The sequence below is a fragment of the Ruegeria sp. HKCCD8929 genome (assembly GCF_013031405.1).
GTDB lineage: Bacteria > Pseudomonadota > Alphaproteobacteria > Rhodobacterales > Rhodobacteraceae > Ruegeria.
In genome coordinates this window covers 1-16,088 of the sequence record NZ_WPZY01000038.1, presented here as the reverse complement: position 1 = coordinate 16,088, position 16,088 = coordinate 1, and the positions used below count along the sequence as shown (strand labels likewise).

Below are 16,088 nucleotides of genomic sequence, written 5' to 3'. Positions count from 1 at the left end.
TGTTGAATTACCTGAATATTCGCGGCATTGTGGTGTATAACGTGAACATTAGGAAAAACTGTGGTGATATCCGCCAAGATCGATGAATTTGATGTCCGGATATTGCGCGCACTCCAGCGTGACGGCAGAATCTCTATTAATGAGCTAAGTGATCGGGTCGGGCTGAGTCCGACACCCATATCGCGCCGTGTTCGAAATCTGGAAAAATCCGGTATCATCAATGGCTACAGTGCTATCATTGACGAAGCTGCGTTGGGATACGATGTATCCGTATTCGTCTCGGTTCAACTGGACAAACAGGTAGACGAAGCTCTTGCCCGTTTCGAAGCCGCAATTTCCGAATTTCCTGAAGTGGTAGAGTGCTGGCTGATGACCGGCAACCGTGACTACATGCTCAGAATTGCAACAACTGGCCTCAAAGAGTTCGAACAGTTTCTGGTCGGCAAGCTGACCAAGTTACATGGAGTGGCATCCATCGAATCTTCGATCCCGCTGCGGCGCGTAAAGGCTGGAATGGCGCGAATACCATAGGAGCACCAGTCTGATAACCTCAACTCGCCAAGTCGGCATTCGAGCACTGAAGCTTTTGCCGAATGAGATGCGAATGGCGGGATACTTTGTATAGGAGCAATTTAGATCAAATGCGGCATTAGACAGAATGGGCTCGCTGCCGCCACTCTCTGCGGCGAGCCTCAACAGGTCCTTGAGAGCCCTCAGCCGCCTTAGCCACGCTTCCTTACTATGCGCGCGCAGCAAGTCGTGAACGGCGCAGTCCGGACATTCGGTTCCGCTAAGTGAAAGGGGAAGGCGCGGGATGAGGCGGACACTCGTGTTTTGCGTCAATCAGACAAAGTTACGAGAAACGCGATTAACGATGCACGATCATCCTCGCTGGCAAATCCGAGCATTACTTTTTTAGTCCCCGGTACAAACTGATAAGGGCTTGCCAGATAGTTGTTGAGCGCATCCGCATCCCAAACCGCATTCAAATTGCGCAGATAGCTGGAGTATTCAAAGTAGGGGTCGGACGCTGTGGCGCTGCCATAGACGCCCCAAAGATTTGGGCCGTTGTTACCCATGCCCCGAGACCTTGAAGGAACTCCATGGCAAATCTCGCAGCCTTTGGCTAGCTGCGCCCCTCTCTCGCGGTCGGCGCCTGCAATTGCATCTGCAATTGAGGGGAATTCTACTTTGCGTGGTGCCCCTGCTTCGACCAGCATGTTGGCTATTTCCAAATTCCCGGCTCGGAGGGCTTGGTGCAACGGTGTGGAAATATATGGCTCATAGTTTGCAGGATCTGCACCCGCTTCAATGAGAACCCGAACCACCTCTGTATGACCGTAGCCCGCTGCGTGATGTAGTGCCGTTCCCACAGTATAGGCGCCATTCTCTTGGTAAAAGAAGATTGTGGGGTCAGCTCCTCTCGCTAGAAGCTCCTTCACAAGATCCACGTGGCCGAATTTCGCCGCAACAAATAAGGGAGTAACGCCGGGTGCGCTTGTCATGCTGGTACTACGGATTTCCAGTGCGACACCTTTATCTAACTCGGCCAGAACGCCTTCTATGTTTCCCTTCTTTGCATGCAGATGGATCATCTCGGCAAACGAGGCCGACGAAAAGGCCGCAAAAATCAGGCTCGCTGCAACAATGGATCGCATCAAGGAAACCTCCCGCCACAATCATCTGACCGTACGCGCAGAGAGATTTGGCCGCAACCAAACCGGTCATCGCCATGGTCTCTCTGCCACCGTTCTCTGCGACAGGTTCGAACAGGTTGTGAGCCCTTTGCTGCCCTTCATCGGACAAGCCAATTTCGCTCATGCGGCACGTCGCAAACCTCTCAAACCGGACGCTCGCATGCACCATGCTTGAACTGGGAAAATGCGGACTTTGCTGCCGTTACCCAAGGGCGTCGAATGTGTGGCTAAAGAACTTACCTACCTGCCAAGCATTCAAACGCTTTCCGACCGAATTGAATGGCAGACCATCCCGACATCAGCAGGTTATTTTCTACGTTCCAAACAGCTCTTCGTGGCGCCGTATCAATGCCGGCCAACACGTCGCAATTTGCGGGATATCAAGATTGAAGTCATTTTTCAGACAATCAACAAGCGCCTGCTCGCTCGACAATCGCACTTCCCGAGTTCCGGCTTCATCGATTGTCCTCTTAACAAGCCCACGTAGAACAACGTGCTTGTTCCGGACGCGCCGTTGCGCCGTGAGGGTGCGCCTGAACGGCGAATTCGGGTCGGATTGCAACTGCCGGTTTGCCGTTTCAAAATGGCTGGTTTCCACTTTGTCCAATGTGAACCAATAGTTGCTCTCGTTTCCATCGGCGAGTTCCGAATATTTGTACCACCCATCGCCTTCATTGCTGATTGAAATGGTGTAGGGTGGTTGGGAAAATGTGCCGGGCCGCAACGGGACTGGTTGATATGGCCCCCCGCCAAATCCGACATCGACAAGCAACGGGCCATCGCAGTCTACGTGTAACAACATGTGGTCGCCCGTTTCGCCGGGCTGCGGTTTGTCCGGTCCGACATGCCCCGCAAGCACCGCCACTTCAAAGCCGATCTCCCTGAGTACCCAGCCGAACAGCCCGTTGAGTTCAAAGCACCAGCCGCCACTTTGTCGTAGCACCACCTTTTCGTAAGCCCGGTCGACTGCGGTCGAGACATCGACACCCATTTGCTGATCAAGGTTTTCGAATGGAATTGTTCTCAACTGTGCTTTCACCAAGCCATCGAGCGTAGAGCGATCTGGTTCAAGAGGCTGCGAATACTCGATTCTTTTCAAGTAGGCATCCAACTGCATCGTTCCTCTCCATGTCCCAGAGCTGTTGATTCCACGCTTTCTCAACTGGTGTAGTTCCTCAAGCTAAGTTGAGGTAAAGAGCTTTTTGGGGACAAATGCGCGAGTGAAACGAGACCTGGAAGCCTGCACGACCGCAAAACGGCCTAAAGTCGCATTTTGGTTGAACATACACCTCCGGTACTTTGGGCTCTTTGCCACCGCTCTCTGCGGCGAGCCTCAACAGGCCCTTGAGCCCCGAGCTGCCGTTGATCACACTTCAGTCTTTCGCTCATGCAGCAGGTTGCGAACGCACTATTCCGGACGTTCAGCATCCGATGGCATATGGAAGGTGAGCGGACTTTCCCGTCGTTCGGTCTCGAGCGGTGAACTGGCGCTTTCTGCGCATTGCCGCCGTCGGACTGATTACTTTTTTCACACGCAATGTCGGTAGCGTGGTTTGTCCGACCCCAGAACGGACTTTGGACTAGTTTCTGTGAATTTCAGCAACAAGTCCAATGCAAGTTATCCAACCCATCCTTGCAATAAACAGAATAAGATGGCCACCAACATTTGTCATTGCGGCTGATTACTTGAATCCGGATTGCCAAATCGTAGAAATTAAGCCTCACAGTTTCGATGTTCTCATGACACTTGAAGGGAATGGGACAATGCTCGTTCCGATACTCAGGATATCTCTTGTCTTCGCTGCCAAGATTCAACTGTTGGCAAAATCATTGAGGTCTTTCACCTTGGATTTCAATTCATCAGCGGTTCCGACTATGGCGATAGATCCTGCTGCCACCTTCTCCGCCAGTGTTACTGATGCCTCGGCATACGCGATTGCAGCAGACGCGTCAGCCGCACCCCCTCCTGCGATTGCCGACAATTCCACGAGCGTCTTCGCCACCAAATTGGCCCGCTCCTGTGCCTTTGATATGTTTCCAATCCGTTTGAGCGTTGCATCAAGTGATTTGATTTTTTGCTCCACAGTGTGATAGCGACCTGATATCTTGGTTGCGCTTTTGAGAAGTTTGTCAAGCGGACGAGCAAACTCGTTCATGCATTGATCCAGGTCTTTGTACACTTTGGTATAGAAAAACTCCTTGTTTGGTGCCTTTGGAAACTTGGCGATTTTTTTCAAATCGTCAATCGCGTCCAACATGTCCATCACTTCATCAATCAGTTTCTGGGCTTGGAATCCACCGTGCCTCGTGTTCATTTTCAGGGTCTTCAGATCCGCTGTCGCCTTCTCCAACGTGGGGAATAAATCAACACCGATCAGGGCGTTAAAGGTAGTGCTGCCGGTCTCCGCTACACTACGTTTTGCTTTTTTGCGTTTCCGTTTCTCTGATACCCCTCCGCCTGCGGAGCCTACCTCGGATGCGGCAGAAGCCAGCGTCGTTAAGCCTTTCAACTCGGAAGATGCGACGGAGAAATTCCTTTGAAGCAATTTTAGTTTCTTTTCGAGCAAAGATGCTGCTTTGCTAATACTAAGATTATGCTCAACGATTTGCTGAGCCAAACCGGCTGCTGACCTGGCGCAGGCATAGATTGCAAGGGGTTGTGTCCCCGGCAAGGCAATTGCTGCTCCAGCTAACCCGGTCATCGCCGCTGACTTTGCTATCTGTTTTCGGCGCTTTTTCAGAGCTTTTTTGTACTCTGCCTCCATGGCCGCATTGAGACCAGCCTTCCGCAGAACGTTGGTTGGTGCCTTGTGGTGTTCTACTGCCAATGTCCCGGCATGGATGTTAATGATTTCGACCGCCTTCTCGCAAGTCGTGCCACGATGCTTGCCAACCCGTTCCTTGGCCATCTTCCGTATTTCGGTTGCCGCGACCTTGACCCGGCGTTCGAGAGGCTGAGAGTATTCTGCAAATAGCGCGTTCAGCAGGTTTTTTGTATCCAAATCTTGGACCATGGCTTCAAGCAGTTCGATTCTTACGTCATCTGACTTGAAAACCATTCCCGAAGCATATTTGTCCGATTTTAGGGCTGCCTCTACTCGGTTCCCGAAGTTAAACCGAAAAACTTCGCGAGTGGCTGTGCCAACCTTCTGTGTTCGTGCGATTTCAGCATCAACAAGCTTATCAAACTTGTCCAGATCCGTAGTTATGGCTTTCTCTCTGTTTTTTTCCTTCCGAAAAGACGATTTTGCATCCTTTCTCAACGCTTCTGTTTTCCGCTTTAGGTCCTCCAGCGCTGAGATTAAGTCATCCTTTGAAGACCCTCGAAGTGCCTTCTTGTAATCCTTTATTGAGAAAATCATAGGAGCGTAGTTGCCCGGCTGTTTGTCTCCTGGCCAAGCGCTCTTCCACCAACGTTCATTTAGCTCCGGTTTTGGCCGTTTTTTGACTTCTCTGTCCGTTAAGTCGCTACTCGACATGGTAATCTCCGCGTAGAAGTATGGGCCGGCATGATTTTAATATGATTTAACGTGGCAAAACAAACACGGATAATAGTTCGAATTTCCGATAATCGCAAGTTCCTGCTTTGTCAGCTGTGTCGTCGTTAGAGCGATCCGTGCCGAATTTCCGGTTGGCGTCCGCCTTGCCCGTCGTAGGAAATGTTCCGAACGAATTGCTGCACGCGCAGCGAATGACTGCAAGATCGGCAAAGTGGCCGCCGGTGCTGCCCGCAGCATTCGGTAAAATGGGCTCTCTGCCTCCGTTCTCTGCGACAGGTTCGAACAGGTTGTATGAGCCCATTGCCGCCTTTAGCCACGCTTCCTTGCTATGCGCGCGCAGCAAGTCGCGAGCGGCGCAGTTCGGACATTCAGTTCCGCTCAGTGAAGGGGGAAGGCGCGGGACATAACTGCCGTTTGATTTCTGTTTCTGAATGACCGCTTTGCGTGCTTGGCGATTGCAGAGAGAAGCACCACAGACGGGAAGCAGTAATTCACTGTGACACAGCTTTGGATTCCGAGCTCGCAAGGCGGATCATGGCAGAGGTTGTGAATGGGCGAATGCGCTGAGAGTGACCTAGTGCGGTCCGCAGTAGGTGATACTCAAGTCGTGAATGCGGCGAGGAAAAGAACCATAGTCTTGGATTGATGTTAGTACTTCGATGAACCCTGCGCCGAAAACAGGCTATCGTGTGATCAAGTAGTGCGTCTTGCATATCGCACCGAACTGACCGTCGCCACGGCGATGAACGCGATGCTCAAAGGTCCGGTGACATACTCCGGAACCGTGACAACCGATTGGGTGAGCATGATCGTGGCGAGGGCGAGTACAGAGTAGAACGCGCCGTGCTCCAGAAACCGCAACTGTGACAGGGTCTCCTTGTCCACGAGCATGATGGTCATCGAGCGAACGTAGAAGGCGCCGATCCCGAGGCCAACAGCGATCAGGAACATGTTGTTTGTGAGGGCGAAGGCGCCGATCACACCGTCGAAGCTGAAGGACGCATCGAGCACTTCGAGGTAAAGGAAAGCGCCAAGTCCACCTGATGCCACCGCCGCCTTGGTCTGACCCTTGTCGAGCACATCCCCCAGAACGTCGACAAGCAGGAAGGCGAGAAGTCCGAGGACTGAGGCAAAGAGGAACTCGGCCTCATGGCCTTCCTTCTGCGCCATCGTGAACCCCACAATGATGCAAAGGACCAGGACGATCTCGATGGCGCGAAGATCGGCCCAAGACCTCAGGCGGCATTCGACGAAGCGGATCCAGTCCACGTTCTTCTCCTTGTCGACAAAGAAGCTGAGTGCCACCATCATCAGGTAAGTGCCACCAAAGGCGGCAACGGACACATGGGCGTCGTGCATGATTTGGGAGTAGGTTTCGGGTTCCGTGGCCGCGAGCAACGTGGCCTCAACCGGACCCACTCCGGCCGCGACCGACACAATCACGATCGGAAAAACAATCCGCATGCCGAAGACGGCGATAAGGATACCCCAGGTCAAAAACCGTCGTTGCCAGACCGGCGTCATGAACTTGAGCTTGTTTGCGTTGACGACGGCGTTGTCGAACGACAGCGAGATTTCGAGCAGCGTGAGGGTCAGCCCGATCAGAAGAAAGGTCAAAGCGCCGGTGGTGGAACCGGTCGTGGCGAAGCCGAACCAGGCAATAGCCAAGATACCAATGACAGTGGCTGCGACCGGCAGCCTGAAATAAGAGAATGTGGAGTTCATGTGGAGGACGTGTCTTTCAGTATGTCGGCCCGCTTCGGCATGCCGGTCTGGGCGCCGACAACACTACACGCCAGGGCAGCCGCCTTGCAGGCCAGCGTCATTGCAGGTTCGATTTTCTGACCTTCGGCCATCAACATGGCGATCACACCGCAGAAGGTGTCACCGGCCCCGGTGGTATCGACGGGGTCGATCCGGGGACTGGAGGTGTTCGCGGCCGACCCAGATGGTGTGACCAGTTCGGCACCATCCGGCCCCAAGGTCACAACAACGGAACAATGGTACTGTTGCGACAGGGCAGGGAGGTCGCCCTGTCGCAAAAGCAGGCCGGAGACGGCGTCTGCCTCCAACGCATTGACGACAACGACATCACTAAGCTCGAGTGCCGCGCTTACGGCTTCCGCATCGTCTTTGCCTGGCACCGGTGCGAGATTGAGGATGATGGTCCCTTCGGGGCGGGCCTTGCGATATGCGGACATGACAGCGACGGTTTCGCTCAAGCAAACTTCACCCTGGCACAACAGAACACTCGTTGCCGAAAGCGTGGACGGCGATGCCGCGTCGGTGGTCAGGCGGCCATTCGCACCGGGCGCGACCGTGATGGCGTTCTCGCCGTCCTGGCTCAACGTTATGAAGGCCGTTCCGGTGGCGACCTCAGAGAGCGTCGCGATCTCCGTTCGAACACCGTTTTCAGCGAAGTTCTCGCGCGCCGAGTGCCCGTGATCATCCTCCCCCACAGCCCCGATCATCATCACAGGAACATCTCCTGCGCCTGCGCGCGCGGCCGCGATCGCCTGATTGGCGCCCTTACCACCATGCGCGTCCATAACGCGGACCCCGAGCGTGGTCTCGCCCGGCTTGGGGATCGACGGCACACGGATCACCTTATCAATGTTGATTGAGCCAAAAATCGTCAGCATATGTCACACAAGTTGAGGAACGTCGGAAGCCACACGGCGAGGGCTATCTCAACCGGTTTTCGGATTTTGCGTCGAAGAGCAGTGTTCTGGAGGTGTCGAATCCCAAGTGGACGCGTTGCCCGACTTTGACGTCCGATTGTTCGTTCAGGACGATCGTCACGTCCTGTGCTTCGATCCGAACCTGCAGTTCCTGGCCCTCGCCGGTTGGTTCAACCAGGGCAATTTCCGCCTCTGGACCTTCCGTGGAGACCGCCAGATGATGCGGTCGGAACCCACAGATGATCTCCGTCCCAACCGCAACCGGCTGCGTCAGCTTCATCGAGAACGTCACACCGCAGTCAAGTGACACTGTTTCACCGTCGATCCGACCCGGAAACCGGTTGATTTCTGGCGTGCCGATGAATCCGGCCACAAAGAGATTGTCCGGATCGCTGTAGAGGTCGCGCGGTGCCCCGACCTGCTCGATTCTGCCGCCATGCATCACGACGATACGGTCTGCCATGGTCATGGCCTCGGTCTGATCGTGGGTCACGTAGATCATGGTGCGTCCGAGACGCTGATGCATCTTGCGGATCTCTCCGCGCATCTTGTGGCGCAGCTTTGCATCAAGGTTGGATAGCGGCTCATCGAAGAGAAACGCCTGCGGGTCGCGTACGATCGCCCGGCCCATAGCAACACGCTGACGCTGGCCGCCGGAAAGGTCCCGAGGCAGCCGGTCCAACAGATCGGTCAGACCCAGAATATCCGCGGCCTCCTTCACGCGTTCGGCACGTTCGGATTTTGGGACCTTGGAGAGCTTCAGTGCGAAGCTCATATTGTCGGCCACCTTCATATGCGGGTAAAGCGCATAGCTTTGGAACACCATGGCGATGTCGCGCTGTTTGGCGGGTTTGTTGTTGACCCGCTCCTCTCCGATCAGAAGATCGCCCGAAGTGATGTCCTCGAGACCGGCGATGAGGCGTAGAAGCGTCGATTTCCCGCAGCCTGAAGGCCCGACGAGCACGACGAACTCACCTTCTTCGATTTCGAGGTTCAGGTCGTTGAATATTTCGACACTGCCATAGGCTTTGCCCAAACCGTCCAGGACAATGTGTTTCATGTCGTATCTTCCTTCCCGGTTACGGCCTCGGCCTTTAGAAGCGTCGCGATCAGCTCCATCCGATCCGCCTGACGAGCCAGATCGGCGCGAATGATGTCGGCCGCGGCCGTTGCAAAGGCGTCAGCGCTCGCAAGGAGATCCAGCTTGTTTGTTGAATTCAATCGCTCGAGAATCGACACATCAACCACGGTCTCACCCGCCATCGCGCCAAGAATGGCTCCGGCCATGATGCCAATGGAATCCGTGTCACGACCGGAGTTGATTGCGTCTTCGATTGTCTTGGTGAAATCACCTTGGTTGAGAACCATGAAGGCGAGAGCCAGCGGGAGCTCTTCGATCGACAGAAGCCTTGAGGGTTGATAGGCCGCCGTTGCAACACCGGCCTTTTCCGGGCCGTGGCGGACGTCGTCGCCCATGGGCGAATAGGGTAGCATCGCGGCGTGGAGATCCGAGACAACGACCTCGTAATCCGAGCCAGACCCCACATGCGACCGCGCGACCTGATAGGCCGAACCGATCGCCGCGCGCGTTCCGTCCTTGGCAAACGCGAGGGCCGTCGCGATGATATCCTCGACTGTGGCCCCGGGGCGGAACGCCTCAGCGACGCAAGCCGCAAAAACTCCCGCAGCTTCGAGCCCATAACTTTGCTGATGACCGGACATGAAGCTGATGGCTTCGTCATAGGCACGGGCGGGATCACAGGCATTGACCACGCCGATTGGCGCGGCATACATCGCGGCCCCGCAGTTCACCATATTGCCGATACCGCCTTGCCGCGGATCACACGCCGCGAGCTGGAGCCGGTGATAGATCCACTTTTCCGGATAGAAGAGACGCTCGATCAGAACGGTGTCCTTCTCCAATTCAGGGATCCACCGCGTCTCCCACGCGATCTTCTTCACAAACGGGCCCGCCATGTCCCAGGCATCGATGTGACGTCCCAGATCCGCGTAGACCTCCGTCAGATAGAGGGTCATGAGCGTGTCGTCCGTGATAATGCCATGTCCTCGCGTGCGGCCATTGCGTGAGACTTCGTCTTCGTCCAGGCGATGCCAGCGCTGATCGATCGACGTCACGCGGCCATACCTTTCCGCTATCTCGCGGGCGGATAACTTCTCGACCGGACCGCCCATCGCATCGCCATAGGCGATGCCAAAAAGAGCGGCACGGACGCGACCCCGAAAGGTCGCGTCTAGCGCTTCGTGCTTCATCATTGGAGAACCTGGCCTGCGTAATCGATCAGGCTCTTGCCACCGGCAGCCTTCCAGGCTGCCACGTATTCATCCCATTGGTCGAATGAGGCTGACCCGGAGACAAACTTGAACGCCCATTCGTTGTGGGCGTTGGTAGTCGCATCCACTGCAGCTGCGTAGTCCGACGGGAACGCGAATGCATTGTCCGGCAGGAAGTAGGTCTGGGTGTTCTCCAGATACTTGGCGGCAGGCGCCGGGAAGAGGTCCACGGGCGGTTTCCAGGATGCCGAGATCATGAACGGGCTCTCCCAGGAGCCAAGTTCCGGAAGAACCTTCACCTGATCGCCCTCCATCTCGTGGTGGATGCCTTCCAGACCGAACTGCTCCATGAACTGGCCTTCGGGGCTGGCCATGAAGTCGAGGAGGGCGACCACGGCTTCCTTGTTCTTCGACAAGGCAGACATCGCCCAACCACGGCTCTCCTTTGATACGTCAACCGCCAGAAGACCCTGACCACCTGGACCCTTGGGAGGATCTATAAGCGTGAGTGTTGTATCGGGATGCACCGTGTTCATCTTTGTCTGATAGACAACCACGTTCGAGGGCCGGGACGCCGAGACAACCCCGACCCGACCAGTATAGAAGCGGTCTTCCTTGGCCTCCCAATTGATCGTGACGTATTCGGGGTCCAAGAGTCCGTCGCTGAAGAGCTGGTTGTAGTAGGTCAGCTTATCCCGTTCCTGGTCGCTGATCTGGGAATGCGTCCAGCCCCCGCTACCGTCCTCGAGCCAGGTCGCGGTGATACCGAAGGCGGGGTTCAGGTAGCCGTTGAGCTCCTTGAGACTTCCGCCGGCCGTTGTCCCGAAGGTGTTGGCCTCGCCGTCGCCATCAAGATCGCCGTCTCTGATGGCGGTCAGGAGCGCGGTGTAGTCTTCAACGGTTGCCGGCGCGCCAAGACCTGTAGCGTCGAGCCAGTCCGTCCGGACGACCGGCTGCTGCGCCCGGAGAGGGAAGACATGCATCAGGAAAGGGTAGTTGTTCAGCCGCGCCGTGTTGTGCGGATAGAGCGCATCCTTGAGATATTCTGTTTCACCGATCCACGGACGCCAGTCTTCGAGCACGTCCTGGTCCGCGATCTTGCGGTCACCGCCCTGGAAATAGATCAGATCGGGAATATCCCCCGACAGAAGCATGATGCCAAGCGCGTCGGCATATCCAGACGCCGGAAGATCGACGAGTTCGATATCGATGTCATGGCCCTGTTCAGCCAGGGCCGCCTCGATGCGTTCGATATGCGCCACCGAGTTGGGGTTCGTCGAAATGAAGTCCTTGAGGACCATGCGGACCGTACCGGACTCAGCCAAGGCGGCCCCGCCAAGGCAGGTGCTAGCAAGAAGCGCCGCGGAGAAAGTCAGTTTCGTCTTGGTAAACATGTGTTGGGATCTCCCTTTGAGTTAAACGATGGGTTTGAGTCTGAGTGTCATCCCTTCACCGCGCCGGACATCGTGCCCTTGGTGAAGTATTTGAGGATGAGCGGATAAATCAGGACGAGCGGGGCGATTGTGAGCGTGATCATTCCGGCCTTTAGCGCTCGGATGCTGATCTGGTTCACATCCGTGTTGGCAGACACGTTCGCGAGCCCGACCATGCCAACCTTGTCGCCTTCCACAACGAACTGGCGGAGCACGACCTGCAACGGCCATTTGTCCGGATCGTTGAGGTAAATCATCGCCCGAAAGAACTCGTTCCAGTTTAGTACGAGATAAAAGAGCGTGATCATGGCGATCGAAGATTTGGCCACTGGCACGATCACGTACCAGAGCGTCTGGAAGGGATTGGCACCATCGAGCTCGGCCGCCTCGAGGAGTTCTTCCGGCACTTCCTCGGGCATTGCCAACTTGTTTGCACGCGGCTGACGGCGGTCTGGCCTGCGTCTGTCAGGCGGTCATTTCGAGAGCGTAACCATCCCAGAGGCCGAAAGCATCGGTTCTGGCGTGACGGTATGAGACGATGGAGAGTTGATAGCGGCGGGGTCGAAAGACGGTGTTGATCTGGTCGTGAGCGGCAAGAAACCTTTGGACCTGTCTTAGAGATTTGAAACGGCCCATCAGCTTCTCACGTTTTCGAGTGGGTCTGTGTGATCCTTCGATCCGGTTGTTCAACCCTTTGTGTGCTCGGTGATCCGCGCCCGGTGCAAGATCGCGGATCGGCTTAAAATAGCTTCGCAACTTATCCGTGATCACAACACGGGGTTCGCCGAATTGTGAAATCAACCGCTTCAGAAAGCGCCGGGCTGCCTTAGCACTCCGCCGTGGTTGGACGAGGATATCAAGAGTATCTCCGTTCGCATCCACGGCCCGCCAGAGCCAGCATTTCCGACCGTTGATCGGGATGACCACTTCGTCCAAATGCCATTTGTCGGCGGCGGCTGGCCGGTCTCGCCTGATGCAATTCGCGAAATGGCCGCCAAAGCGGTTGACCCATTGCCGGATCGTTTCCCGACTGACCGTTACACCGCGTTCCGCGAGCAGATCTTCAACATCGGCAGTGCTGAGCGCAAATCGGTGGTAGACCCAGACGGCATAGGCGATGATCTCACGCGGAAAACGAAAGCCCTTCAGGCGCGGCATTTTGAACGGTATCTTCATGCGTGAGGCCTAACCAGTTCAGAACGCGCAAACAAGTTGGCAATGCCATCTGCTGACATCCGTGCTGTCTGAGTTGATCAACCACGCGGTTGCGGTGGTGCTGACTCCGGTGGCCATTGGTTTGGCGGTGAACATGGGAATTGACCCCCGGCCGCTGGTGGTCGCTGTAATGATCGCGGCCAGTGCAACCTTTGCCACCCCAATCAGCTATCAGACCAACATGATGGTGTATGGACCAGGAGGATATCGTTTTACAGACTTTCTCAAAGTTGGCATTCCACTGAATCTGTCTGTCGGGCTACTGGCCTCTGCGTTAATCCCGCTGATGTGGCCCTTGTAGGCCGGGCTCTAAGACGGGCGGGACCAACTCGCCGCTAGTCCGTCCGGCATTGACCGACAGCCGGATATAGTAAACCCGTCGGATCGGTCGCAAACTTTGGCGTTGATCAAAGCTAACGCTCTTCCGGCATATCAGAAAGCGGTAAGGGTGTGCTCCAATCCTCTTTCGATATGCGCTCTCAACTCCTGCGCGGCACGATCGAAGTTCCGGTCAAGTGCCGCTTCGAAAATTCGCCGATGTTCTTCGACGGCCTTCTCGCCCCTGTGGGTCAGGACGAGCATCTGATAGCGCAGGTATTTGTCAAATAGGACAGTGTGAAGCGACAACAGGTTACGGGACCCACAAGCCTGAATCATCGCCTTGTGGAATTCCCAGTCGTACTGCTTCCATCGCTCGACCTCGCTTTCGTCGCCGCTCAACATCTTCTTTTCCATCAGGTGCAGCTTGTGATGCGCGGAGACGATGTCGCCTTCCCAGTCGGCGTCGCCGTTCTCCATCGACAACCGCAAGGCATGGCATTCCAGAAGGACCCGGAGGTTGGCAATTTCGATCAGGTCCTCGCGCGATACGGCTGTGACAAAGAAGCCTCGCTGGTCCAACGCATCGACGAACCCTTCGCTGGCCAGCCGGCTGAGGGTTTCGCGCAATGTGGATGCGCTTGCGGAGTAAAGCTGGCGAAGCTCCTCGAGTTTCAGCTTCGATCCGGGTTCAAGATTGCCGAATATGATGTCGTGCTTGATTCGCTGATAGGTTGTCGCACCAACCTCGTTCAAGGATTTAGCCATTGGATTTTACCTGACGCTATCGCTGCCATCATGCCTTTTAGCATGTGTCAGCGTCAAACTAAACCCAATATAATGTATCTTGAAAAGATGATCATCAGATGTTCTTGTTATTGCCGGATTAGCGTTGCTAATGTCGACGATGTGAAGCCGGATTCGAAGGAAAACATAAATGCCAAACGCTACACGAATTGCGGTTGTCGGATTTGGGCTGATCGGGCGCAGGCATGCAGAGGTTTTGCGGCGATCGCCAGATCTGGTCCTTGCTGGTGTGGCTGACCCAAGTGAGAAGAGTCGTCGCGAGGCGGTGAACCTGGGCACAGATGCCTTCTCAAATCTAGAGGATATGCTGGACGCAACCAAACCGGACGGGGTGATTGTGGCGACACCCACGCCCATGCATCTGGAGCAGGCCCTTGCGTGTTTCGCGCGAGGCTGCCCGCTGTTAATCGAAAAGCCGATAGCTGTAACCGCCGCCGAAGCAAGGCACTTGACGGATGCCGCCGAAAAGGCGAGCACCCCGCTTTTGGTTGGACACCACCGGCGGCACAACGGAATGGTTAAGGCTGCTAAGGTCGCGCTGGACAACGGTATGATCGGCGATGTGCGGGCCGTGCAGGCAACCTGCTGGTTTTACAAGCCTGACCATTATTTCGAGATTGCGCCTTGGCGGACAAAAAAGGGCGCAGGGCCGATCTCGATCAACCTTGTGCATGATGTCGATCTGCTGCGCCACTTCTGCGGTGACGTCAAATCCGTTCGGGCGGTTTCGGTTCCATCTGCACGCGGGTTCGAGAACGAGGATCTGGCCACGGCGATTCTGACGTTTCAAAACCAGGCCGTCGCCACCATCAGTGTGTCCGACAGCATCGTTTCACCTTGGAGTTGGGAGTTGACCGCACGCGAAAACCCCGCCTATCCGGCCACGAATGAAAGCTGCTACCTGATTGGTGGTTCGGAAGGCGGGCTGTCGTTGCCGGATCTTAGAATCTGGCGCCATACACCTTCGCCCGATTGGTGGATGCCGATGTCGTCGACTTCGATGATCTGTGACACACAGGATCCTCTGCTCACTCAGTTGGAGCATTTCGCGAATGTAATTCATGGCCTTGAAGCGCCATTGGTGTCCGGGGTCGAGGGCCTTCGGTCGCTTGAGGTCGTAGAGGCGATTGGAACCTCGGCAGAATCCGGCATCGAGGTTGTCATAGAGCCGGATGTGGAAGCAAATTCCTGTCCGCGGGAAATAACTGCTGAGGTATAAATCATCGGGTGTTTTGCCATTTATCTTGCAAAATTAAGAAAATCCGCGATAAAGGGAAGGCCCAAAATGGTCTCGTCTAATCAAAGGGAGAAAAACCATGATAAAAAAACTCGCTCGTCGCGTAGCGGTGGGGTCGCTTGCCGCAATCGGTCTCGCTGTTGGTCTCGCAGCGCCGACATTTGCAGAAGATAAGATCACACTACGGATGGCAACGTCCGGTTCGGAAACCGACCAGCGTTCGGTTGCCATGGCCGAGGTCTTTGCCCCAATGGTGGCCGATTTTGTCGACTACCAGCCGAGCTATAACGGAACGATCTTTGCGCAGGGCACCGAGCTTGACGCGATCAGCCGGGGCAATCTGGAAATGTCGATCACTTCGGCGCAGGAACTGGCGCAGTTCTTTCCCGAGTTCTCGATCTTTGCCGCTGGTTACGTGCATCAGGATGCAGCGCATCAGGTTGCGGTGTTCAACGACCCGCTGATGGATGCGTTCAAAGCGACCGTTGAAAACGACTTGGGCGTCAAGCTGCTGTCGGTCATGTATTTGGGCCGTCGTCAGGTGAACCTGCGGCAGACCAAAGACGAGCTAACTGTCATGACGCCCGCCGATCTGGCCGGCGTGAACCTGAGGATGCCGGGCACGGATGCATGGCAGTTCCTGGGCAAGGCACTTGGTGCGGCCCCGACGCCGATGTCGTTCTCGGAAGTCTACACTGCGCTGTCGACCGGCGCTGTTGATGGCCAGGACAACCCGCTGCCGACCGTTGTCGACGCGAAGTTCTACGAAGTGACGGGCCAGATCGTTCTGACTTCGCATCTGGTCGATCTCAACTATATCGCGATTTCCAAAGCGGTCTGGGACGACATGTCGGAAGAGCAGCAGGCGAAGGTTCAGGAAGCCGCCGATGCTGCAGCCGAATCCGGTC

Annotated in this window: 14 protein-coding genes and 1 pseudogene; 4 read left to right on the top strand and 11 right to left on the bottom strand. The window is 55.6% G+C overall.

Annotation, left to right across the window (positions count from 1 at the left end):
- Window positions 1-66: 66 nt before the first annotated feature.
- Window positions 67-531, top strand: a complete 465-nt coding sequence (locus GOX53_RS25320; protein WP_371810433.1) for an Lrp/AsnC family transcriptional regulator — start codon at window positions 67-69, stop codon at window positions 529-531.
- 308 nt (window positions 532-839) lie between these two features.
- On the opposite strand, the gene GOX53_RS25315 is transcribed toward GOX53_RS25320, so the two are convergent.
- From GOX53_RS25315 to GOX53_RS25270, 10 genes are all read right to left on the bottom strand, one after another.
- Window positions 840-1,658 (bottom strand): ankyrin repeat domain-containing protein, encoded by an 819-nt coding sequence (locus tag GOX53_RS25315; protein WP_171181338.1) that lies wholly within the window; start codon window positions 1,656-1,658, stop codon window positions 840-842.
- Window positions 1,659-2,010: 352 nt separating this feature from the next.
- The gene (locus GOX53_RS25310) at window positions 2,011-2,814 is read right to left on the bottom strand and encodes an arylamine N-acetyltransferase (protein WP_171181336.1); all 804 of its coding nucleotides are present in this window, start codon (window positions 2,812-2,814) and stop codon (window positions 2,011-2,013) included.
- 694 nt (window positions 2,815-3,508) lie between these two features.
- A complete protein-coding gene (locus GOX53_RS25305; protein ID WP_171181334.1) occupies window positions 3,509-5,176 on the bottom strand; it encodes a hypothetical protein in 1,668 nt (555 codons plus the stop codon).
- Window positions 5,177-5,890: 714 nt separating this feature from the next.
- Entirely contained in the window at window positions 5,891-6,922 is a 1,032-nt protein-coding gene (locus tag GOX53_RS25300) for a DUF475 domain-containing protein (RefSeq protein WP_171181332.1), read from the bottom strand.
- Window positions 6,919-7,839, bottom strand: coding sequence for a PfkB family carbohydrate kinase (locus GOX53_RS25295; RefSeq protein ID WP_171181331.1), 921 nt, complete (start codon window positions 7,837-7,839; stop codon window positions 6,919-6,921). Before GOX53_RS25295 ends, GOX53_RS25300 begins: the two co-directional genes overlap by 4 nt.
- Before the next feature lie 43 nt (window positions 7,840-7,882).
- Window positions 7,883-8,938 carry an ABC transporter ATP-binding protein gene (locus GOX53_RS25290; RefSeq protein ID WP_171181330.1) on the bottom strand — a complete coding sequence of 352 codons (1,056 nt, stop codon included), beginning with the start codon at window positions 8,936-8,938 and terminating at the stop codon, window positions 7,883-7,885.
- Entirely contained in the window at window positions 8,935-10,152 is a 1,218-nt protein-coding gene (locus tag GOX53_RS25285) for an ADP-ribosylglycohydrolase family protein (RefSeq protein WP_171181329.1), read from the bottom strand. Before GOX53_RS25285 ends, GOX53_RS25290 begins: the two co-directional genes overlap by 4 nt.
- Window positions 10,149-11,564 carry an extracellular solute-binding protein gene (locus GOX53_RS25280; protein ID WP_171181328.1) on the bottom strand — a complete coding sequence of 472 codons (1,416 nt, stop codon included), beginning with the start codon at window positions 11,562-11,564 and terminating at the stop codon, window positions 10,149-10,151. The genes GOX53_RS25285 and GOX53_RS25280 overlap by 4 nt, the downstream gene beginning before the upstream one ends.
- A 47-nt stretch (window positions 11,565-11,611) precedes the next feature.
- Window positions 11,612-12,022 (bottom strand): ABC transporter permease subunit, encoded by a 411-nt coding sequence (locus GOX53_RS25275; protein ID WP_217351929.1) that lies wholly within the window; start codon window positions 12,020-12,022, stop codon window positions 11,612-11,614.
- Between the two features lie 46 nt (window positions 12,023-12,068).
- Complete coding sequence (locus tag GOX53_RS25270; protein ID WP_171181327.1) at window positions 12,069-12,779, bottom strand: IS6 family transposase; 711 nt, start codon at window positions 12,777-12,779, stop codon at window positions 12,069-12,071.
- Window positions 12,780-12,816: 37 nt separating this feature from the next.
- Between GOX53_RS25270 and GOX53_RS25265 the strand changes: the two are divergent.
- Window positions 12,817-13,119, top strand: a pseudogene (locus tag GOX53_RS25265) (SLC13 family permease); the annotation flags it as partial.
- A gap of 131 nt (window positions 13,120-13,250) precedes the next feature.
- Here the strand turns inward: GOX53_RS25265 and GOX53_RS25260 are convergent.
- Window positions 13,251-13,904, bottom strand: coding sequence for a GntR family transcriptional regulator (locus tag GOX53_RS25260; RefSeq protein WP_171181326.1), 654 nt, complete (start codon window positions 13,902-13,904; stop codon window positions 13,251-13,253).
- Window positions 13,905-14,073: 169 nt separating this feature from the next.
- Here GOX53_RS25260 and GOX53_RS25255 point away from each other — a divergent pair, with 169 nt between their 5' ends.
- Both GOX53_RS25255 and dctP read left to right on the top strand, forming a co-directional pair.
- Window positions 14,074-15,162 (top strand): Gfo/Idh/MocA family protein, encoded by a 1,089-nt coding sequence (locus GOX53_RS25255; RefSeq protein WP_171181325.1) that lies wholly within the window; start codon window positions 14,074-14,076, stop codon window positions 15,160-15,162.
- Window positions 15,163-15,259: 97 nt separating this feature from the next.
- Window positions 15,260-16,088, top strand: an 829-nt coding sequence (gene dctP / locus GOX53_RS25250) for a TRAP transporter substrate-binding protein DctP (RefSeq protein WP_171181324.1), incomplete at its 3' end; no start/stop codon positions are given.